Annotated in this window: 17 protein-coding genes and 1 tRNA gene; 12 read left to right on the forward strand and 6 right to left on the reverse strand. The window is 63.1% G+C overall.

What is annotated here, in order from left to right:
- Positions 1-5: 5 nt before the first annotated feature.
- A tRNA-Pro gene (locus KBY73_RS13855) sits at positions 6-79 on the reverse strand.
- Between the two features lie 107 nt (positions 80-186).
- Here KBY73_RS13855 and lipA point away from each other — a divergent pair.
- The gene (lipA, locus tag KBY73_RS13860) at positions 187-1,056 is read left to right on the forward strand and encodes a lipoyl synthase (protein WP_254937648.1); all 870 of its coding nucleotides are present in this window, start codon (positions 187-189) and stop codon (positions 1,054-1,056) included.
- Here the strand turns inward: lipA and KBY73_RS13865 are convergent.
- Complete coding sequence (locus KBY73_RS13865) at positions 1,053-5,651, reverse strand: glutamate synthase-related protein (protein WP_254937649.1); 4,599 nt, start codon at positions 5,649-5,651, stop codon at positions 1,053-1,055. The two genes, lipA and KBY73_RS13865, sit on opposite strands and share 4 nt — an antisense overlap.
- A 163-nt stretch (positions 5,652-5,814) precedes the next feature.
- Between KBY73_RS13865 and KBY73_RS13870 the strand changes: the two genes are divergently transcribed.
- From KBY73_RS13870 to KBY73_RS13910, 9 genes are all read left to right on the forward strand, one after another.
- Positions 5,815-7,557 carry a phosphodiester glycosidase family protein gene (locus KBY73_RS13870; RefSeq protein ID WP_254937650.1) on the forward strand — a complete coding sequence of 581 codons (1,743 nt, stop codon included), beginning with the start codon at positions 5,815-5,817 and terminating at the stop codon, positions 7,555-7,557.
- A gap of 43 nt (positions 7,558-7,600) precedes the next feature.
- Positions 7,601-7,930, forward strand: a complete 330-nt coding sequence (locus tag KBY73_RS13875; RefSeq protein ID WP_254937651.1) for an AIR synthase — start codon at positions 7,601-7,603, stop codon at positions 7,928-7,930.
- A gap of 92 nt (positions 7,931-8,022) precedes the next feature.
- Positions 8,023-8,397 (forward strand): 30S ribosomal protein S12, encoded by a 375-nt coding sequence (gene rpsL, locus KBY73_RS13880; protein WP_106632417.1) that lies wholly within the window; start codon positions 8,023-8,025, stop codon positions 8,395-8,397.
- Between the two features lie 106 nt (positions 8,398-8,503).
- Entirely contained in the window at positions 8,504-8,974 is a 471-nt protein-coding gene (gene rpsG, locus KBY73_RS13885; protein ID WP_254937652.1) for a 30S ribosomal protein S7, read from the forward strand.
- Positions 8,975-9,073: 99 nt separating this feature from the next.
- Positions 9,074-11,149 carry an elongation factor G gene (fusA, locus tag KBY73_RS13890; RefSeq protein WP_254937653.1) on the forward strand — a complete coding sequence of 692 codons (2,076 nt, stop codon included), beginning with the start codon at positions 9,074-9,076 and terminating at the stop codon, positions 11,147-11,149.
- A gap of 40 nt (positions 11,150-11,189) precedes the next feature.
- Positions 11,190-12,419, forward strand: a complete 1,230-nt coding sequence (gene tuf / locus KBY73_RS13895; protein ID WP_254937654.1) for an elongation factor Tu — start codon at positions 11,190-11,192, stop codon at positions 12,417-12,419.
- 123 nt (positions 12,420-12,542) lie between these two features.
- Positions 12,543-12,863 (forward strand): 30S ribosomal protein S10, encoded by a 321-nt coding sequence (rpsJ, locus tag KBY73_RS13900; RefSeq protein ID WP_006910513.1) that lies wholly within the window; start codon positions 12,543-12,545, stop codon positions 12,861-12,863.
- A 116-nt stretch (positions 12,864-12,979) separates the two neighbouring features.
- On the forward strand, positions 12,980-13,627 hold the full coding sequence (locus KBY73_RS13905) for an LON peptidase substrate-binding domain-containing protein (protein ID WP_254937655.1): 648 nt from the start codon (positions 12,980-12,982) through the stop codon (positions 13,625-13,627).
- A gap of 8 nt (positions 13,628-13,635) precedes the next feature.
- Entirely contained in the window at positions 13,636-14,619 is a 984-nt protein-coding gene (locus KBY73_RS13910; protein WP_254937656.1) for a methyltransferase domain-containing protein, read from the forward strand.
- Here the strand turns inward: KBY73_RS13910 and pheA are convergent.
- Positions 14,616-15,443, reverse strand: a complete 828-nt coding sequence (pheA, locus tag KBY73_RS13915; RefSeq protein ID WP_254937657.1) for a prephenate dehydratase — start codon at positions 15,441-15,443, stop codon at positions 14,616-14,618. The genes KBY73_RS13910 and pheA overlap by 4 nt on opposite strands.
- A 69-nt stretch (positions 15,444-15,512) precedes the next feature.
- Between pheA and KBY73_RS13920 the strand changes: the two genes are divergently transcribed.
- Positions 15,513-16,025: a DUF1997 domain-containing protein gene (locus KBY73_RS13920; RefSeq protein ID WP_254937658.1), complete on the forward strand. Its 513-nt coding sequence runs from the start codon at positions 15,513-15,515 to the stop codon at positions 16,023-16,025.
- On the opposite strand, the gene KBY73_RS13925 is transcribed toward KBY73_RS13920, so the two are convergent.
- Together KBY73_RS13925 and KBY73_RS13930 are read right to left on the reverse strand one after the other, a co-directional pair.
- A complete protein-coding gene (locus KBY73_RS13925) occupies positions 15,991-16,632 on the reverse strand; it encodes a ribonuclease HII (protein ID WP_254937659.1) in 642 nt (213 codons plus the stop codon). The genes KBY73_RS13920 and KBY73_RS13925 overlap by 35 nt on opposite strands.
- Positions 16,633-18,684, reverse strand: a complete 2,052-nt coding sequence (locus KBY73_RS13930) for an Rne/Rng family ribonuclease (protein ID WP_254937660.1) — start codon at positions 18,682-18,684, stop codon at positions 16,633-16,635.
- A gap of 61 nt (positions 18,685-18,745) precedes the next feature.
- Between KBY73_RS13930 and KBY73_RS13935 the strand changes: the two genes are divergently transcribed.
- Positions 18,746-18,916 carry a hypothetical protein gene (locus KBY73_RS13935; protein WP_254937661.1) on the forward strand — a complete coding sequence of 57 codons (171 nt, stop codon included), beginning with the start codon at positions 18,746-18,748 and terminating at the stop codon, positions 18,914-18,916.
- A gap of 162 nt (positions 18,917-19,078) precedes the next feature.
- Here the strand turns inward: KBY73_RS13935 and KBY73_RS13940 are convergent, their stop codons facing one another.
- Complete coding sequence (locus KBY73_RS13940; protein ID WP_254937662.1) at positions 19,079-21,730, reverse strand: TIGR03960 family B12-binding radical SAM protein; 2,652 nt, start codon at positions 21,728-21,730, stop codon at positions 19,079-19,081.
- Positions 21,731-21,745 lie beyond the last annotated feature (15 nt).

Here is a 21,745-nt window from a genome sequence, read left to right on the forward strand (position 1 = left end):
AAGAATCGGGATGACAGGATTCGAACCTGCGGCCCCTTCGTCCCGAACGAAGTGCGCTACCAAGCTGCGCCACATCCCGATGAGGCGAGTTTAGGGGATCAACTCGGCTGTAGGCCTTGGCCTGCCGCTGGCTTTCTAAAGTTGGTTTTAGCCCTTCTTCTGGCCCCCCGGGGCCCTACTGGCGCCTTGCTCAAACCCGACTGGCTGCGCGTCAAGGCCCCCCAGCGGGAGCGCATTGGTGAGGTGGCAGACCTGCTGCAGGATCTCAAGCTCAACACCGTCTGCCAGGAGGCCAGCTGCCCCAACATTGGCGAGTGCTTTGCCGGCGGCACGGCCACCTTTTTGATCATGGGGCCCGGCTGCACCCGCGCTTGCCCCTATTGCGACATCGATTTCGACAAGAGCGTACGGGAGCTCGATCCCAGCGAACCTGAACGACTCGGCGAAGCCGTAGCCCGCCTGGGCCTGAGCCACGTGGTCATCACCTCGGTTAACCGCGACGACCTGGTAGACGGCGGCGCCAGCCAGTTTGTGGCCTGCATCGCGCAGGTGCGCCAGCGCTCACCACTCACCACGATCGAGCTACTGATCCCCGATTTCTGCGGCAACTGGGAGGCGCTGGCCGCGGTGATGGAAGGCGCCCCTGAGGTGCTCAATCACAACATCGAAACCGTGCCCAGGCTCTACAAAAAAGCTAGGCCCCAGGGCATCTACGAGCGCTCCCTAGAGCTGCTGCAGCGGGTGCGTAGCGGCTGGCCGCGCACCTACACCAAATCCGGCCTGATGACTGGCCTGGGCGAAAGCGACACCGAGGTGCTCGATGTGATGGCCGATCTACGCCGACATCAGGTGGACATCGTCACCATCGGCCAGTACCTCTCGCCAGGCCCCAAACATCTGCCAGTGGATCGCTTCGTGACCCCGGAACAATTTGCGGCGTTCAAGCAGCACGGTGAGCAGGAGCTCGGCTTCCTACAAGTGGTGAGCAGCCCGCTCACCCGCAGCAGCTATCACGCCGGCGAGGTGCAGCGGCTGATGCGGGAGTATCCGCGCTAAGCCGCGACGGCCTGCCGTTCCGCCATACCCACGCTGGCCTTCTCGCTGGGGGGCACCAGGAGCTTGAAACGGCCCCTCCAGCCATCCCAATCGGCCAGAATCGCGGCTGCCTTGCCGCTGCCGGTGGCCTGCAGGTGCGCCTCCAGTAGGGGCTTGAGCAGGGCGTCCTGCTCTGGGGTGGTGAGCTCGCAAATAGCCACGATCTCCGGATTTACCCGCTCGCGCAGACCGCCGTTCTCATCAAGGATGAAGGCCACACCACCGGTCATGCCGGCGGCCACATTGCGACCGGTGCTGCCCAGCACCACCACCACCCCACCGGTCATGTATTCGCAGCAGTGATCGCCGGCGCCCTCGACCACGGTTTTCGCTCCGCTGTTGCGCACGCCAAAGCGCTCACCGGCGCGGCCTAGGGCAAACAGCTCTCCACCGGTAGCGCCATAAAGACAGGTGTTGCCCAGGATCACCTGGTTACCAGGGTCGTTGACGCCGGCAGGGGGCACCACGGTGAGGCGTCCGCCATTGAGGCCCTTACCCACATAGTCGTTGGCTTCACCCACTAGGCGCACGTTCATGCCCTGGAGCACGAAGGCCCCGAAGCTTTGACCCGCGGCACCTTCATAAGTGAGATCGAGCTGGCCTTGGAAGCCGGTGTTGCCATGGCGCGCCGCAATCTCGCCGGAGAGGCGGGCGCCCACGCTGCGATCTGTGTTCACGATCGCCAGGGTGCGGGCCACGCGGCCGTGGCCCTCGATAGCCGCCATCACCTCGGCGTCGGCCAGCAGCTGATCTTCCAGGATCGGGCCATTGCTATGGGCCTGGGCGTCGTGCTGAAGCCAGCTGCGATCAGCAGCGGCGGGGATAGGGTCAATCAGGCAGGAGAGATCAAGGGCGCTGGTTTTAGCGAGAGCAACGGCCCGGGGCTGCAGCAATTCACTGCGGCCGATCAGCTCTTCGAGCCGGGCCACGCCAAGCACGCTCAGCAGCTGACGCACCTCCTCGGCCACAAACAGGAAGAAATTCACCACGTGCTCGGGCACGCCGGGGAAGCGCTTGCGCAGGTTTTCTTTCTGGGTAGCAACGCCCACCGGGCAATTGTTGGTGTGGCAAACGCGGGCCATGATGCAGCCTTCGGCGATCATCGCCACCGAGCCGAAGCCGTATTCCTCAGCGCCCAGCAAGGCCGCGATGATCACGTCCCAGCCTGTTTTGAGACCGCCATCGGCGCGCAGCAACACCCGATCACGCAGGCCGTTCTCGAGCAGCGACCGGTGCACCTCAGTGAGGCCCAGCTCCCAGGGGCTGCCGGCATGTTTGATCGAGCTGAGCGGTGAAGCGCCCGTGCCGCCGTCGTGGCCGGAGATCTGAATCACATCGGCGTTGGCCTTGGCCACACCCGCGGCGATGGTGCCGATGCCGATTTCCGCCACCAGCTTCACGCTCACCTTGGCGGCGGGGTGCACCTGGTGCAGGTCGTGGATCAGCTGGGCCAGATCCTCAATTGAATAGATGTCGTGATGGGGAGGCGGCGAAATCAGCGCCACGCCGGCCTTGCTGTTGCGCAGCCAGGCGATGTAGGGATCAACCTTCGGCCCCGGCAGCTGGCCTCCCTCACCCGGCTTGGCCCCCTGGGCCACCTTGATCTCCAGCTGGCGACCACTGCGCAGATATTCGGGGGTCACACCAAAGCGCCCTGAGGCGATCTGCTTGATGGCGGAGCAGGCGGTATCACCGTTGCGCAAGCAATTGAGGCTGGGCAGGGTCGGCGAATGACCGTCGCCATCCACATCGTTAAGCGTGTGGAAGCGGGCCGGATCCTCGCCGCCCTCCCCACTGTTGCTCTTGCCGCCGATGCGGTTCATGGCGATGGCTAACACCTCGTGGGCCTCGCGGGAGAGGGCCCCCAAGCTCATGCCGCCGGTGCAAAAGCGGCTGCAGATGCTCTCCACGCTCTCCACCTGCTCGATCGGCAGCGGGGCGAGAGCGGGCTTGAGTTCCAGCAGGTCCCGCAGGGCCGTGACTGGCCGGTGCTCCAGCAGGGTTTTGTAGGTGGAGAAGTGGTCGTAGCCGGGGCCCGCCTTAACGGCGGCATGCAGGGCTTTAGCCATCTCCGGGCTATTGAGGTGATACTCGCCGCCAGTGCGGTACTGCACAAAGCCCATGAACTCGAGCTTGGTGCGGTTGAGTTCGGGGAAGGCCTTGGCATGGAAGCTGAGGGTTTCGCTGGCCAGCTCGCCCAAGCTGAGTCCAGCCACCCGGCTGGTGGTGCCACTGAAGGCAAGCTGGATCAGATCGGCGCCAAGGCCGATGGCTTCGAAGATCTGGGCGCCGTGATAACTAGCCAGCAGGGAAATGCCGATCTTGGAGAGAATCTTGCGCAGGCCGTCTTCTAGGGCCTTGCGCACATTTGCCTGCACCTGATCGGGGCTGAGCGCCGGCAGCTTGCCGGTTTCGATCAGCTTCTGCACCCGGGGGTGGGCTAGCCAGTGGCGGCTGGTCTCCCAGGTGAGCCAAGGGCAAACGGCACTGGCGCCATAACCGATCAGGCAGGCCAGGTGGTGAGTGCTCCAGCACTGGGCCGTTTCCACCACCAGGGAAGCCTGCAGGCGCAAGCCCAGATTGAGCAGGTGGTGATGCACCGCGCCCACGGCCAGCAGCGGTGGAATGGTGGCCGTGGTGGCATTGATCCCACCGGCCTCGCCGCCCCGATCGCTCAGCACCAGGATCTGGCTGCCGGCGCGCACGGCCGCCTCGGCCGCGCTGCGCAGGCGCTGCACGGCAGCCTCGAGACCACCAGGACCGTCGGTGACGGCCATCAGCGTGGAAAGGGTGGTGGTGGGCAGGCCCTGCTGGCTCACCGCCGCCAGCTCCGCCTCATTGAGGATCGGGCTGGCCAGGTGCAGCACCGCCGCCGAGGCAGCTTCGGGGCGCAGCGGCGAGCCCCGTTTGCCCAGGTGCATCTCCAGGCTCATCACCAGCTTTTCCCGCAGCGGATCGATCGGCGGGTTGGTGACTTGGGCGAAGCGCTGCTTGAAGTAGTCGTAGAGGAGGTGGGGCTTGTCTGAGAGGACCGCCAGGGGGATGTCGTCGCCCATGCAGTAGGTGGGCTCCTTGGCCGCGCCGGCCATGTCCTCGATCACCAGCTCGAAGTCTTCGGCGGTGAAGCCAAAGGCCGTTTGCTGTTGCAACAGCTCCAGATCTCCCAGCTGACGCTCCTGAGTCCAGGGCTGGGGGACGAGGTTGCGGCGATGCTGCGCCAACCAGTCACCGTAGGGATGGCGGGCGGCCACCTCGGCCTTCACCTCCCAATTGCATAGCAGGCGGCCCTGCTCCAGATCCACTGCCAGCATCTGGCCAGGACCGAGGCGACCCTTTTCGATGATGCGGCTCTCCTCAAGCTCGACCACACCGGTTTCTGAGCCCATCACCACGAAACCGTCGCTGGTAATGCAGTAGCGGGCGGGGCGCAGGCCGTTGCGATCCAGGGTGGCTCCCACGCAGCGGCCATCGGCGAACACCAGCAGGGCCGGACCATCCCAGGGCTCCTGGGTGCAGGCGGAATACTCGTAAAAAGACTGGATATCGGGCTTATCTGCCAGCTCGGGCTGGTCGCGGAAAGCTTCTGGCACCAGGGTGAGCAGGCCCTCGGTGATCGGTCGGCCGCTGCGCACCAGCAGCTCAAGGGTGGCGTCGAGGTTGGCGGAATCGCTGAAGGCGGGGTTCACCACTGGCTTCAGCTCTGCAGCCGCCTCCCCCCAAACCGCATCGAGATTGGCTTCCGAAGCCCTTGCCCAGTTGAGGTTGCCCAACAAAGTATTGATCTCGCCGTTGTGACCCAGCAGCCGCATGGGCTGGGCCAGGGGCCAGCGGGGCAGGGTGTTGGTGCTGAAACGGCGGTGGTAAACCGCAAAGCTCACGGCAAAGCGTGCATCGCGCAGGTCGCCATAGAAAGCAGACAGCACTGCTGAACGCACCATGCCCTTGTAGACAACAGTTCGGCTGCTCAGGGAGGCGAAATAGAGCTCCCCTGGCCCTGGCCCCCAAACGGCGCGAGCCCGATCGCCGCAACGGCGGCGCAGCCGAAACAGCAGCGCTTCCAGGTCATCACCGGCTTGGTCAGCGGCAATTAACCACTGCTCAATCGCCGGAGCGGTCTGGCGGGCCAAGGGGCCGAGAACAGATGCATCCAGAGGGACTGCACGCCAACCAAGACTGGCCAAGCCCAGCTTGGCGGCTTCATCATCACAAAAAAGTTTTGCCTGCTCGCGCTTTGCAGCATCGGCTGGCAAGAAAACCATGCCCAGCCCGCGAGCAGCTTCCTTGGCTGCCGCCGCCTCGGGCCATACCTCTTCTAAGTAGCTCCAGGGGATGCCGCAGAGCACCCCGGCCCCATCGCCGGAATCACCATCGCCACCGCAACCACCGCGGTGCTCCATGCAGTCGAGGCCGCGCAGGGCCTGCTGCAGCACCCAGTGACTGGCATCGCCCTGAAGATTGGCCAGAAAGCCCACACCACAGGCGTCCTTTTCGCCAGCGACAGCGGCCGGAGCAGCGCTATCGCAATGGGGCCAAACAGGGCGAGAGAAATGAGGCATAACCCGAGACGGTCCGGCAGGTGATCTGTCAGGGCAGCGCCGCTGAACACCCGCAGGTGTTAACGGCAGCAGAGCAGCTGATCCTAGGGATGCACATCCCCAAACCCGGGCGTCCTAACTCATAAAGAGGGCTAGCTTTCATGGCTGTCGGCCTGGCTGGCCCATGGCCTCTACTGCATTGCTGGCTACCTGGCTCCTGGTTCTGTGCCTGGCAGGGGTCGGCCGGGCCATGCCGATTACGCCGCCACCACCGCCACCGGTTGTCCCCATCGGTGGCGCCGCCGCAACTGAGCGCCAGGGCAGCAGTATCCGCATCAACGGCCGTCTCCAAAGCGCCCGCTGGCTCTGGGTTGGGGGCTTGGGCAACACGCCCCAACAACTGTGGATACCCCTAGAGGTGCTCGAAAACCAGCTCGGGGTCACCAGCCGCAGCCGCAGCGATGGCGCCCTGGAGCTGGAGTGGTTTGGCCAGGAACTCAAGGTGCCCGCCAGCGCCCAACGCAGCCTTGATGACGAGGTAGCGGTAGAGGTGAGCAGCCTGTTCGGCCGCATCGGCGTGGGCCTAAGCCAGGAGGGCAGCCTGCTCAGCCTGGAGCTGACCAGGCCCCAGCTGCTCCAGGTGCGCAGCTCAAACCCTGGCCCCATCAAGCGCGTCGTGCTCGATCTGGGCGGCCCGGCGGCCATTGGTAGAGACGACGCCGGACTGGTGGTCGACCTGCTCAGCCGCAGCGACCAACAGACCCTGCTGGGGAGCCTGGGCCTGAAGGCCCAGCAGAACAGCGCCGGGCTGAGGCTCAAACCCTCCGCAGCCAAATTGACGCGGGTATTCAGCCTGGGCGAACCCAACCGGGTGGTGATCGAGTGGCCGGATCAGGGGACCGCTAGCCGCACTGACAGTCCAGCCCCGATCGATCCACGCCTGCAGGCCCTGCTTGGCAAAGAACTTCAGTGGGATCGCCTGGTGCGCCAGGGCGTGCGCATTAATGCGATCCGCGTTGATCCATTTAACGCCTCATTGCAGCTCCGGCCCCTGGCCAGACCTGGAGCCATGGAGGGCCTCAGCTCCCTGGTGCAGCTCGCCAACCAGCAGCAGGCCTGGGTAGCGATCAACGGGGGTTACTTCAACCGGGTAAGGCGCTTGCCCTTGGGGGCTCTAAAACAAGACGGACGCTGGCTTTCCGGGCCAATTTTGAACCGGGGAGTCGCCGCCTGGGACGAGCGAACCATGCCCCGCTTTGGCCGGCTACAGCTTTCAGAATGGGTTGTGGGTCCCGGAGCTCTGCGTCTACCGGTCGCCGTTGTCAACAGTGGCTACGTGCAGCGAGGCATCAGCCGCTACACCGCCGACTGGGGGCCCAACTACCGAGCCCTGAGTGGCTCTGAGACTGGCTTATTAATCCAAGGCGGCCTGGTGCGACAGCAGCTTGGCCCCTCGGAACTGGATGCGGGCGTGCCGCTACGGGGCGATGACCTGCTGCTGGTGGGAAGGGGCGGAAGTGAGCTGCCCTGGGGCTTAGGCGAGCGGCTCCAAATCGAAAGCCGCCCCAGCAGCAACCTCGGCCTCGCAACCCACGTGATCGGCGGGGGGCCATTGCTGCTGCAGGCTGGCCGCATCGTGCTCAATGGCGCCGCCGAAAACTTCAGTTCCGCCTTCCTCAGCCAAGGAGCACCCCGCACCGTGCTGGCCAGAGACGACCGCCAGATTTGGCTGATCACCCTGGAGGGGATCCAGGACAGCGGCCCCTCCCTGGGGGAAACCGCCGCGCTGCTGCAACAGCTAGGCCTGCAAGACGCCCTAAATCTCGATGGCGGCAGCTCCACCGGGCTGGTGCTGGGGGGTTCCATGCAGGTGAAAGGTCGTGGTGTGGCCGGATCCGTTCACAACGGTGTCGGCCTGGTGCCATGAGAAAGCTGCCAAAATGAGATCAGTTATGCAGCTCCCCATCCCCATGGCCAAGGCGCACAGCCTGCGCGTGACCGCCGCCGCCGCCGCCGAGCTAGGCCGACACGCAGCGGTGGCGGGCACTCCCGGGATGATGCATCTGGATTTAGTTGATGGGCGCTGTGAGCGCTGGGCGATTCGATTGCGCCCCGGCCACCTGGCGGGCACACCAATTGCCCGCGCCGATGGCATCACCCTTTATGCGCCAGCAGAACAGCTGAACCTTCTAAGCGGCCTGAGCCTGGACTACCGGGGTGACATCAGCGGCGGCGGCTTTTTGGTACGTCCAGGCGAAGGCACGGTGAGTTGCGCCTGCGGCACTGCGTTCAGCCGCTAAGGGGGAGGGCGACAGGCGACCCAGTAAGGTGATGGATTGTCGAAATCGGTCGGACGTCCGACCAATATTCTCCGACCAGACCCCGGTCCTCGATGCCCACCATTCAGCAGCTAATCCGTACTGAGCGCCAGAGTCTTTCCCGGAAGACCAAGTCGCCCGCCCTACGCGCTTGTCCCGAGCGCCGCGGTGTGTGCACACGCGTATACACCTCCACCCCAAAGAAGCCGAATTCGGCCCTGCGCAAGGTGGCTCGGGTGCGTCTCACCTCTGGCTTTGAGGTGACCGCCTACATCCCTGGCATTGGGCACAACCTTCAGGAGCACTCTGTGGTTCTGATCCGAGGTGGACGCGTCAAGGATCTGCCTGGCGTCCGCTACCACATCATCCGCGGCACCTTGGACACCGCGGGCGTCAAGGACCGTCGCCAGTCCCGCTCCAAGTACGGCGCCAAGACGCCAAAGAGCTGAACCCGCCTAGATCAGCGTGACTAGCCGCTGACCAGCAACTTCAGCAAAGGGCTTCACCGATGCCCGCTCAATTCCCTTCCCCTAGTTCTCCCCGCTCCGGTCGACCATGTCTCGCCGCAATGCCGCCGAGAAGCGCCCAGTGCTTCCCGACCCCCAGTTCAATAGCCGCTTGGCCTCCATGATCGTGGCCCGGCTCATGAAGCACGGCAAAAAGTCCACGGCACAGCGCATCCTTTCGGATGCCTTCTCCTTGATCAATGACCGCACTGGTAATGATCCGCTGGAGCTGTTTGAGACAGCTGTACGCAATGCCACTCCGTTGGTTGAGGTTCGTGCCCGCCGGGTTGGCGGTGCCACCTACCAAGTCCCGATGGAAGTTCGCCAGGAGCGCGGTACAGCCATGGCTCTGCGCTGGCTGGTGAATTTCTCCCGCGCCCGCAACGGTCGCAGCATGGCCCAGAAATTGGCTGGTGAGCTGATGGATGCAGCCAACGAAGCCGGTAGCGCGGTTCGCAAGCGGGAAGAGACCCACAAGATGGCTGAAGCTAACAAGGCTTTCGCCCACTACCGCTACTGATCCCGCCTGAACTGCTGAAGCCCAGGGCAACTTCAGCCTCAACAGACCCAGTCTGTAGAGTGACGCCCACGTTTTGTTGACCTTTCGGAGACCTCCCCCGTGGCCCGCGCCTTTCCACTGGAACGCGTTAGAAATATTGGTATTGCAGCCCACATCGATGCGGGCAAAACCACGACTACTGAACGGATTCTGTTCTATTCAGGCGTCGTCCACAAGATGGGCGAGGTGCATGACGGTGCAGCGGTCACCGACTGGATGGAGCAGGAGCGTGAGCGTGGTATCACGATCACCGCGGCTGCCATTTCCACCACTTGGAAAGACAACCGAATCAACATCATCGACACCCCCGGGCACGTCGACTTCACCATCGAGGTGGAACGTTCGATGCGGGTCCTGGACGGCGTGGTTGCTGTCTTCTGCGCCGTTGGTGGCGTACAGCCCCAGTCAGAGACCGTCTGGCGTCAGGCTGACCGCTACAACGTGCCTCGCATCGTGTTCGTCAACAAGATGGACCGGACCGGTGCCGACTTCCTGAAGGTCTACGACCAAATCAAGGATCGGCTCAAAGCCAATGCCGCACCGATCCAGCTGCCGATCGGAGCAGAGGGCGAACTAAAGGGAATTATCGACCTTGTGCGCAACAAGGCGATTATTTACACCAATGATCTCGGCACCGACATCATTGAAGGTGAAATTCCTGAAAATATGATTGAAGAGGCTCAAAAGTGGCGCCTCAAGTTAATGGAAACGGTCGCTGAGTCCGACGAAGACTTAATCGATCCCTTCCTGGAAAATGGCGAGCTCACCGAAGAGCAGTTGATCAAAGGCATCCGTAAGGCCACCATCCACAACGGCTTGGTGCCGATGGTGTGTGGCTCAGCCTTCAAAAACAAGGGCGTGCAGCTGGTATTGGACGCAGTGGTCGACTACCTACCAGCACCAGTTGATGTGCCTCCCATCACTGGCCTCCTGCCAGACGGCAGCGAGTCAAACCGCCCCTGCGATGACAGCGCGCCCTTCAGCGCCTTGGCCTTCAAGGTGATGGCTGACCCCTACGGCAAGCTCACTTTTGTGCGCATGTATTCCGGGGTGCTCAACAAAGGCAGCTATGTGCTCAACTCCACCAAAGACAAGAAGGAGCGCATTTCCCGCTTGATCTTGCTCAAGGCTGTTGACCGTGAAGAGGTTGATGAGCTGCGTGCCGGTGATCTTGGGGCTGTCTTGGGCCTTAAGGACACCACCACTGGAGACACGCTTTGCGTCGAATCTGACCCGATCATTCTCGAATCGCTCTTCATCCCCGAGCCCGTGATCTCGGTGGCTGTTGAGCCGAAAACCAAGGGTGACATGGAGAAGCTTTCCAAAGCTCTTCAGTCACTTTCAGAAGAAGACCCCACTTTCCGGGTCTCCACCGATCCTGAAACCAGCCAGACAGTTATTGCTGGCATGGGAGAACTCCACCTTGAAATCCTGGTGGATCGGATGCTGCGCGAGTTCAAGGTTGAAGCGAACATCGGCGCTCCCCAAGTGTCCTATCGCGAAACCATTCGCACCAGCTCCAAGGGTGAAGGCAAATTTGCCCGTCAGACCGGTGGTAAAGGCCAATACGGTCACGTAGTGATCGAAATGGAGCCCGGCGAGCCAGGCACAGGATTCGAGTTTGTCAACAAAATTGTTGGCGGCATCGTTCCCAAGGAGTACATCGGTCCAGCAGAAGCCGGCATGAAGGAGACCTGCCAATCCGGTGTGATTGCTGGTTTCCCCATGATCGACGTCAGGGCAACCATGGTTGACGGCTCTTACCACGACGTCGACTCCTCGGAGATGGCGTTTAAAATTGCCGGATCCATGGCCTTTAAAGACGCCGTCAAGAAGTGCAATCCCGTACTTCTTGAGCCAATGATGAAGGTGGAAGTCGAGATCCCCGAGGATTTCCTTGGGTCGGTCATCGGCGACCTCTCATCCCGTCGAGGCCAGGTCGAAGGACAGTCCATTGATAATGGTCAGTCCAAGGTCCAAACAAAAGTGCCCCTGGCCGAAATGTTCGGCTACGCCACCCAGCTCCGATCCATGACCCAGGGTCGGGGTATTTTCTCGATGGAGTTCAGCCATTACGAGGAAGTTCCTCGCAATGTGGCTGAGGCCATCATCTCCAAGAATCAGGGCAATTCCTGATCTCTCCTCTACCCACTAACCCCCCCGATTCTTTCTACTCATGGCACGCGAGAAGTTCGAAAGGAACAAACCCCACGTCAACATTGGCACTATCGGCCACGTTGACCACGGCAAAACCACCCTCACGGCTGCCATCACCAACGTGTTGGCGTCCCAAGGCATGGCCAAGGCCCAGGCCTACGACGAGATCGATGGTGCTCCTGAGGAGAAAGAGCGGGGCATCACTATCAACACGGCGCACGTCGAGTACGAGACCACAAAGCGTCACTACGCTCACGTGGACTGCCCCGGCCACGCCGACTACGTCAAGAACATGATCACCGGTGCCGCCCAAATGGACGGCGCGATCCTGGTAGTAGCCGCGACCGACGGGCCGATGGCCCAGACCAAGGAACACATCCTCCTTGCCAAACAGGTGGGTGTTCCCGCCCTAGTGGTGTTCCTCAACAAGAAGGACATGGTCGACGACGAGGAAATCCTCGAGCTTGTCGAACTGGAAATGCGCGAGCTGCTCAGCAGCTACGACTTCCCTGGCGATGACATCCCCGTGGTGGCAGGTTCAGCCCTGAAGGCCCTCGAATTTATCCAAGCTGGCAACAAGGCCGAGCGTGGTGCCAATGAGTGGGTTGACAAAATCCTCGACCTGATGGACGCAGTCGACGAGTCGATTCCTGAGCCTGAGCGCGAAGTAGACAAACCCTTCTTGATGGCCATCGAGGACGTTTTCTCGATCACCGGTCGCGGCACCGTGGCCACCGGCCGTATCGAACGCGGCAAGGTCAAGGTTGGCGAAACCGTTCAAATCGTCGGCATCCGCGACACCCGCGAGACCACTGTCACCGGCGTGGAAATGTTCCGCAAGCTGCTCGAAGAGGGTTTGGCTGGCGACAACTGTGGACTACTGCTGCGCGGTATCCAAAAGGAGGACATCGAGCGCGGCATGGTGCTTGTGAAGCCCAACTCCATCAAGCCCCACACCAAATTCGAAGGTGAGGTCTACGTGCTGAAGAAAGAAGAAGGCGGCCGCCACACCCCCTTCTTTGCTGGCTATCGCCCCCAGTTCTACATCCGTACAACGGACGTAACTGGTCAGATCACCGCCTTCACCTCTGACGACGGTGCCAACGTCGAAATGGTTATGCCCGGCGACCGCATCAAGATGACCGGCGAGCTCATCTGCCCCGTGGCCATTGAGCAGGGCATGCGCTTCGCTATCCGCGAAGGTGGCCGCACCATCGGTGCTGGCGTGGTCTCCAAGATCATCGCCTGATCCTGAGGTAGGTTTTTGGGGTGGGACCTCCAGGGTCTCCACCCCACCTGCCGCTCCTCGACAATCCAGCTCCACCAGCCACCCGGGCGTTTCGCCCAGGAGCTTCCTGACGCCTGATCCGACATGTCCACAGCCATTGCCCAGCAGAAGATCCGCATTCGCCTCAAGGCGTTTGATCGCCGGATGCTTGATCTCTCCTGCGAAAAAATCATCGAAACCGCCGACCACACCGCCGCAACGGCGATCGGCCCCATTCCGCTGCCCACCAAGCGCAAGATTTACTGCGTGCTGCGCTCGCCCCACGTCGACAAAGACTCCCGCGAGCACTTCGAAACCCGCACCCATCGGCGCATCATCGATATCTACAGCCCTTCGGCAAAGACGATCGACGCACTGATGAAGCTTGACCTGCCCAGCGGCGTTGATATTGAAGTCAAGCTCTGAGCCCAATCTCGGGTTATCCTGCCTGCCCAGTCGCTGACCGCAGCCGGAGCCCCTGTCACGCCAACGCGTGGCAGGGGCATTTTTTCTAGGATGGCGTCGCATCTCCTGTTCAAGCCATGGGCGAGCTGGCCGTAAGGGAGCTGCCGCTGTTTCCCTTGCCCGACGTGGTGCTCTTCCCCCAGGAAGTACTGCCACTTCATATTTTTGAGCCCCGCTACAGGATGCTGCTGCGCACGGTGATGGCCGGAGACCAGCGCTTCGGAGTTGTGCGTTGGGACCCCCAAAACCAAACAATGGCCGATGTGGGCTGCTGTGCCGAGATCCTGCACTGTCAGACCCAGGACGACGACCACAGCAACATCGTGACCATGGGGCAACAGCGTTTTCGCGTACTCGACATCGTGCGTGAGGCGCCCTTTCGAGTGGGAATGGTTAGCTGGATTGAAGATGAACCCGAGACAAGCCATGCGGAGCTGGCTGCGTTGGCGGGCGATGTCGGCCAAGCCCTGCGGGATGTGGTGGAACTAACCGGCAAGCTGATTGGCAAACCCACCAGCCTGCCCAACGACCTGCCCGACTTACCCAGGGAGCTGTCGTTCTGGATCGGAGCCCACCTAGGTGGCCCGGTCGCCGACCACCAGCAGGCCCTGCTGGAGATCACTGATACCAGCGAGCGCCTGCGCCAGGAATACGAATTGCTGGACCAGACCAGGAGGCAGTTGGCGGCACGCACCGTGCTCAAAGACACCTTCCAGCCCCAATAACTCCTGCCATGACCGTCCTGAGCTGGCCCCTGGCCGCCACCATCGGGGCCGGAGCCCTTGGCTGCCTTGCCGTCGCCCTATCGGCACGCCTTTGGCTGAAACGCCGGCGGCGTTATGAATCCTCAGCAAGCGTGGCAGACGCCTACGACCGCTGGACCAATGACCAGCTGCTGGAGCGGCTCTGGGGGGACCATATCCACCTGGGCTACTACCGCCAGAGTGGTAGCCCCAGGTCGCGCCACCAGGATTTCCGAGTTGCCAAAGAAACCTTCGTCCATGAACTAGCGCGCTGGAGCGGCCTCGACCAACTGCCCCGCGGCTCCACCGTGCTTGATGTGGGCTGCGGCATTGGCGGCAGCGCCCGCATCCTGGCGAGGGACTATGGACTGAACGTCCTGGGTATCAGCATCAGCCCGGCCCAGATAGCCCGGGCCACTGCCCTAACGCCAGCCGGCCTCAGCTGCCGCTTTGCGGTGATGGATGCCCTAGCCCTGGAAATTGCCGATGCCAGCGTTGATGCCGTCTGGAGTGTGGAGGCCTGTCCCCACATGCCCGACAAGCAGCGCTACGCCGATGAGTTGCTGCGTGTGCTCAAACCAGGCGGCCTGCTGGCTGTAGCCGACTGGAACCGGCGCGATCCGGCCGATGGCGCCATGGATCGGCGAGAGCGCTGGGTGATGCGTCAGTTGCTTGAACAGTGGGCCCACCCTGAATTCGCCAGTATCCGCGGGCTGCAAAAGCACCTGGAATCAAGCGCCCAATCCGGTGGCATCAGCATCGAAACAGGCGACTGGACCAGCGCCACCCTGCCCTCCTGGATCGAATCGATCTTTGAGGGGGTACGCCGGCCCGGCGCCATCCTGGGCCTGGGTCCCGCCGCAGTTTTGCAAGGCCTGCGCGAAACTCCCACGATCCTGCTGATGCGTTGGGCCTTCGCCACCGGACTGATGCAATTTGGCGTCTTTCGCGGCCGCAAGCCCAGCCAGGCCTAAGCGAGGTTGGTGACTGGGTAGGCCCCAAATAGGGCCAGGTGCTCGCAAAGGGGCGCTAGCTCAGCAAGGGCTGCCTCCAGAGGGGTCGATCCATCGGGAAGCTCCAGATCAACGAAAAATATGTACTCGCCCATCTCCCGCTTTGATGGGCGCGACTCGATCCGGCCCATGTTGAGCCCGCGCTGGGCAAAGCAGCCAAGCGCTTCGAGCAGGGCCCCTGGCTGGTTGGAGTGCAGGGAAAAGGCGATGCTTGCCATCGGGCCCTGCGATGAGCGCGGGCCCCGCCGCAGCAACAGGAAGCGGGTGCAGTTGCCCGCCACATCATTGATCGGATAGGCCAGCTCCAGCAGGCCATGCTCCGTGCCGGCCTGCTGGGAGGCGATCGCTGCGCGGAAGCGGCTGCCCGCCACCATGCGGGCCGCCTCCGCCGTGGAGCTGGTGGGCAACTGCAGGGCCTGGGGCAGGTGTTCCGACAGCCACTGGCTGCACTGGGCTAGGGCCTGGGGATGGGACAACACCTCACTCACGCCCGTAATCGGGCCGCTGCCAAGCAGGGCATGGCGGATCGGCAGCACCAAGGCACGGGCGACGCTGAGATCCGGATGCTCCCAGAGCGCGTCCAGGCAGGCCGTCACCCCCCCCTCCACTGAATTCTCTACAGGCACCACTGCCGCATCACAGGTGCCCTGGGCTAGGGCCTGAACAACGGCCCGGATACCTAGCTGAGGCACCAATTCAGGGTTGGCGACACCTTCCAACTCGGCCAGTTGCCGGGTTGCCTGCTCGCCGTAGGTGCCGGCCGGCCCGAGGAAGGCAAAACGCATCGTTTCCGAAACCGAGGAGAGGCCATCGAGTGGTGACCGATAGGATCATGCCGCGCCGGCCCGCAGGCCATGCCCCTGGCCTTCTGCGCCAGTCAGCAACTGCAACTTGACGTGAGCCACCAGCCCGAACGGCTGGCCGCCTACTTGAGCGATCAGGATCGGGTGGTCAAAGCCCTGCTGGATCCCAATCAGCTCGAGCCCCTCGGCCCAGGTCGCTATCGCTACGCGGTGACCCATCTGCAGGTATTTCAATTGCAGATTCAGCCAGTGGTAGATCTGCACATCCGTCTGGCCCAAGACCGGCTGGTACTGGAAGCCACCGAGTGTGAACTGGAGGGTTTGGGGCTAGTGGATGATTTCCAGCTCACCCTGGGATCCTGGTTGGCAGCCGGTGCCAACGGGCTGGAAGGGGAAGCAAGCTTGGCCGTGACGGTGAGCCAGCCCTCGCTGCTCAAACTGATTCCAGCCAAGGTGCTGGAAGCAACCGGGCGCTCTCTGCTGGCAGGCATCCTGCTGGGCATCAAGGGCCGGGTGGGGCAGCAGCTACTCAGCGACTATCGCCTCTGGTGCCAGGAGCACTGAGCTTCAGCCGCCCCAAAAAACTATGACGATGCAGCGGCGTTGTGCCGAGGTTTTGGAGGGCCGCACGATGCAAGGCCGTGCCATAACCAGCATGACGCTCCAGCCCATAGCCCGGATAGCGCTCCGCCAGGGCGATGATCAAGGCGTCCCGGGCCTGCTTGGCCAGCACGCTGGCGGCCGCAATCGCCAGGCAGTGGCTATCGCCTCGCACCATTGTGCGCTGGTCGCCGTGCCAGCCACGCAGGGGCAGCACCCCATCCACAAGCAGCAGCTCAAACGGACACGACAGCTTTTGCAGGGCGCGGGCCATGGCCAGCTCTGTTGCTAGCCGGATGCCCCCGCGATCGATTTCTGCCGCCGAGGCCTGGCCGAGGGCCCAGGAAGCCGCCAGGCGCTGGATAACGGGCACCAGGGCCGCTCGCCGCCGGGCGGTGAGCTTTTTGCTGTCGGTGAGCCCCAGACCAGCCAAGGGGGCTAGCGCTGCTGCCGGCAGCACTACCGCAGCGGCAAAAACAGGGCCGAACAGACAACCGCGACCGACCTCATCAACGCCGGCGCACTCGCCCGGATCCCGGCCCTGCCAGGGATCCGGCTCGGGCGGGCCCACTCAGCTGGAGGCCGAGGAGCGGCGGCGGCGGCGACGTGGTTCGCCTGACTCATCAAGCTCCGGCTCAGCGACTGCCACCGCGGTGTCAGCTTGGAGGGTGCCGGCTTGGGAGGTTTGGGTTTTCGCTGCAGGGGTGTTGGCCGCAGAACTGCGGGTGCGACCGCGGCGAGCTGGAATCTCGACTTCAGGAGGAGCGATGCTGGCAGTGGTCGGCACCGACACCGTGACCACGGTCTCGGGCTCGCTGCGCTCTGGCAGGGGCGTGATTTCCACCGGAGCCGGCATAACCCCAGTCTCTACGCCTGAGGCCGGCATGTCTCCAGCGCCGTACTGAGCGTCAGCGGCGGCTGCAGTACCACCACGACCACCGCGTCCGCGGCGACGACGGGAACCGGCAGCGGCCAGCTGCTGCCTGGCTTGCTCCAGCACTTCTTCCGCCTCCATGCCGGGGCGAACAACCCTGACCACGACGTTGTCGTTGCTGGGGGGCTGCTCTAGCAGCAGGGCGGGATTGAGGCCCATCCAACCAAACACCAATTCCTGGTCCGCATCCATCGGCACGGCCACCAGCTCCTGATCAAAGCGGCGGGGGGCCGGCTCCATGCTGGCGCCGCTGCTTGAGACAGGTGCCTCGATCGGGACGATCTCGACCCCATCAGCGGCCTGCGTGCCAGGCGCATCAAGGAACTCACTGCCATTACGCCCGCCTCGCCCGCCTCGGCGGCGGCGACCGGTAGGGGCCTCGGGGATGGCGGGGCTGAATACCTCAGCGCGAGCCGATGCAGCGGAGCGCACTAGGCCGGTGAGGGTTGCCAGGGGCTGAAGCGTGTCTTTGCCTGGCAGCACGGCCACATGACCCAAGCCCCCACAGCTGGGGCAGGCTCGTCCAAACAGTTCGTAGATGTTCTGCCCCTGGCGCTTGCGGGTGAGCTCCACTAGGCCGAGCTCGGTGAGCTGGGCTATCTGGGGACGGGCGGCATCGTCTCGAACCGCCTGGGTGAAATGTTCGAGCAGCTGCAGCTGATCACGACGGGACTCCATATCAATGAAGTCAATGATCACCACGCCGCCGATGTTGCGCAGCTTCAGCTGGCGGCCGATCTCCACCGCCGCTTCGCAGTTGGTCCAGAGCACCGTCTCGCGGGAGTTGGCCGAGCGGGTGAAGGAGCCGGAGTTGACATCAATGACAGTGAGCGCCTCGGTGGGCTCAATAATCACGTAGCCGCCGGAAGGCAGATCAACTCGCGGCTTCAAGGCATCGCGAATGGCGGCATTGACCTTGAAGTGCTCAAGAATCTCCGCCGATTCGGTGTGGGCTTCCACCAGCACCGTGGTGTGATCAGAGCCCAGAAAGGCATTGGCCCGGGCAACCGCTTCCGGGGTATCAACCACCACCCGCACTAGCTCTGGGCTGTAGAGATCGCGCAAAACGCGATGCACAAAGTCTTCGTCGCGGTTGAGCAGCACGGGTGGGCTGGCGGTTTCGGCGGCGGTTTGGATGCCCTCCCACTGGCGCAGCAGGGCTTCAAGGTCGTCGATTAGCAGCTCTTCGCTAACAGCTTCGGCCTCGGTGCGGATCAACAGGCCGGCGCCTGGGGGCTTGATCAGCACACCGAGGGCCCGCAGCCGGTTGCGCTCGTTCTCACCGTTGATGCGGCGGGAGATGTTCACTCCCTGGCCGTGGGGCTGCAACACCAAAAACCGCCCCGGCAAAGCCAGGTTGCCGGTGAGGCGGGGGCCCTTGGTACCGGTGGGCTCCTTCATCACCTGCACCAACACCTTCTGGCGCGGCTCCAGTAGCTCGGTAATGCCGGCAGCTCCCTTGCGCAGCCGCAGGGGACCCAGATCGGTGACGTGTATGAAGCCGTTCTTTTCGCTTTCGCCGATATTCACAAAAGCGGCGTCGATGCCAGGCAACACATTTTCAACGGTGCCTAGATAGACGTCTCCGATCTGATAGCGGCCTTGGGCCACAACCAATTCATCAACACGTTCGTCGTTGAGAACTGCGGCGATTCGCAGTTGCTCGGCTATGACGATCTGCTGGGGCATGGGGAATGGGATGGGCCCGACGGGGGCCCGGCCAGGGATAAAACGATGGATATGGGCGGACTTGAAGGCTGAAACCTGGCTCAAGCCCTACGGGGCCAGGCCAGAAAAACATCAACAAGTCAAAGAACTTGGACTATCGGAAGCCCAAAAAATGATCGGAACGCCGGCAAATCCGGATCGTTCTGGCGGCAATACTGCAAAAAATGCTGTTCTGAATCTTTCGCGCATCTAAGGCCGCGAAACAGCTTTCAAGAATCGAGCTTCCCGAAAGCGGTGGGGCGAAGAATGGGACAGAGGTGTCCTGAGGCGGTTAAACCAGCGAACCTGGTTACCGGCAACCGGTGGAACTCGATCAATGAACCAAGTCCAATCGGCTATTCGCCTTAATGGAAAATTAGCACGGCTTCAGGACCAAGTCTTTCCGCCGCAAGCCACTCAGGGCAAGGGATTGACCGAGCCGTTCAGCGAGCCAGTGCTGCACCTGCTCAGGGCGGAGACTGCGGCCAGCAGCATCGATCGCAGCCCATAGGGTGCACCGCAAGGAGCCATCCGACTGCGGCTCACCCCATTGCAAATCGAGCAGAAACGGCCGGCAATCCCGGCTGCGGGGACGTCCCTTTTTATCTGTGTCGTTCCACATCAGCGTCTCGGCGGCGAGCAAGCTGGCGCGGGCCTGCTGCCACTGCTCCGAGGTCGGCGGCGCTCCGTCTTGGGGCTGCAAAACAAACTGCCAATGGGCAGAAGCCAGCTCTTGGGAAAGGCTGACGCCAAACACCTCAACCCGAATAGCCGAGAGCAGCTGAAAGCCAGGTGGAAGCTCAGGCTGCAACCGAGAGCGCACCAGGTCTGGATCCACCTGTTCGGTGAACTCCAAATCCAGCCACTCACCACTGCCCTCTACCCCTAAGGGCAGCGGCAGGGCTAGCTGCAGGCGAGGCAGAGGATGGAATCCACCGGTGAAACTCACCGGCAAGCCGGAGCGGCGCAAGGCCCGCTCCAGCATCCGCAAGGTGTCTAGATGGCTAATCAAAGCCAGGGAGCCAGTTTTGGCAAAGCCAATGCGAAGCCGGTCGACCCGGTCGCTGGCAGGGGCCCGCTGGGGAAGCGTCGCCGGAATGGCAGGCGGCGGAATCACCACGTTGTGGCCAAGCTCCGGGCCGCACACGCCACAGCTGCTGCAGCCATCAAAGGAGCAATCGGGCACCACGGTGGCGGCTAGGGCGCGCTGCAGGTCCTCAGCAAGCCAGCGCTTATCCAGGCCGGAATCGATGTGGTCCCAGGGCAGGCTCTGGTGGCAAAAGGTCTCCAGGTCAGCAGTATCCATAGCCTCAACCGCGCTCCAAGCGCCTAGCTCCAGCTGGCGATAGCGGCCGCCTAGGCCCGCCGCCTCAATCGCACCGGTCCAGGCGGCGTAGCTGCGCTCGGCCGACTCAAACCAGGCATCCAATCCCGCCCCGGCCCGCCAAGCCGCCTCAATCACCGCTGAGAGGCGGCGGTCGCCGCGGCCGACAAAGTCTTCCACCGCGGATAGGCGCACATCGCTGAAATTAGTTTTGAGGCCCCGCAACTGGCGCAGGGCCCGGCGCAACAGCTCCTGACGCCGCCGAAATTCATCGGTGCTGACGCTGTGCCACTGGAATGGCGTGTGGGGCTTGGGCGTGAAATTACTGATCGTGAGGTTGAGCTCCAGCCGGCCGAGATCGGAGCACTGCCGTTGCAGGGCCTGGCAGGTATCGGCGATGCCGAGCACGTCGGCGTCAGTTTCACCCGGAAGACCGATCATGAAATAGAGCTTCAACTTGCGATAGCCGTTCTCCATCGCCGTACGCACGCCGGCCAGCAGCTCTGCGTCGGTGAGCCCCTTATTGACGATGTCGCGCAGACGCTGGCTGCCAGCCTCCGGCGCAAAGGTGAGGCCGGCCTTGCGGGTACCCCCCAGGATGTGGGCGATGTTTTGATCAAAACGATCCACTCGCTGGCTAGGCAGGGTGAGGCTCACGTTTTTGTCAGCCAGGCGGTTGCGCAGCTCCACCCCCACCGCAGGCAGAGCCAGATAATCCGAGCAGCTCAGTGAAAGCAGCGAGAAATCGCTGTAGCCGGTGCGGCCCATGCCCTCCTCAACGGCTTCAATGACCGCTTCTGGCTCCACATCGCGGGCAGGGCGAGTCAGCATCCCCGGCTGACAGAAGCGGCAACCGCGGGTGCAGCCGCGGCGAATTTCAACCGTGAGCCGGTCGTGCACGGTTTCGATATGGGGCACCAACCCCATGGCGTAGTGGGGCATCGGCGTTGCCGTTCGCCGCTGAACCCGAGCAGGGGCGCCTGGCTCGAGCGGCTCGATGCTCACCCCATCGACGCCGGGGCCATACAACGAGGGCACGTACACGCCAGGCACCTGAGCCAGATCGCGCAGCAGCTGCCGGCGCGTGTAGCCAGCGGCGCGAGCCTCAGCCACCACCAGGCCAATCTCCGGCAGCAGCTCCTCGCCATCGCCGAGGGCCACGAAGTCGAAGAAGGCAGCAAAGGGCTCCGGGTTGCTGGTGGCGGTGGGGCCGCCGGCAAAGATCAGCGGTGGCGCATCCGGGTGAGCCAGGGGCAGGTTGCCGCGGTCGGCCGCCCGGATCGGGATGCCGGCCAGCTCCAGCATCTCGAGGATGTTGGTGCCGCCCAGTTCGTAGCTGAGCGAGAAGCCCAGGATGTCGAAGGCGGCTAGGGGCCGCCGGCTCTCGACCGCAAACAGGGGCGCGCCGCGCTCGCGCAGGCGTGCCGACAGATCAGGCGCCGGCAGGTAGCTGCGGTCGCACAGCTGGCCGGGAACGGCGTTGAGAATTGAATAGAGAATGATGTGGCCGCTGTTGCTTGCCCCCACCTCGTAGACCTCGGGGTAGGTGAGCGCCCAACGCACCCCTACTTGCTTCCAATCGGCCTCCCAGTCGCGCGGCTTCACCCCCAGCTCATTGCCCAGGTAGCGCGCGGGCTTGCTGATGCCCAGATCAATCAGGGCGTCGAAGTCGACCGGCGCATCAGCCGAGGTGGCAACGGTCACAGGTGCCGACGGCAG

Source organism: Cyanobium sp. Tous-M-B4 (genome assembly GCF_024345395.1).
Classification (GTDB): Bacteria; Cyanobacteriota; Cyanobacteriia; order PCC-6307; family Cyanobiaceae; genus Cyanobium_A.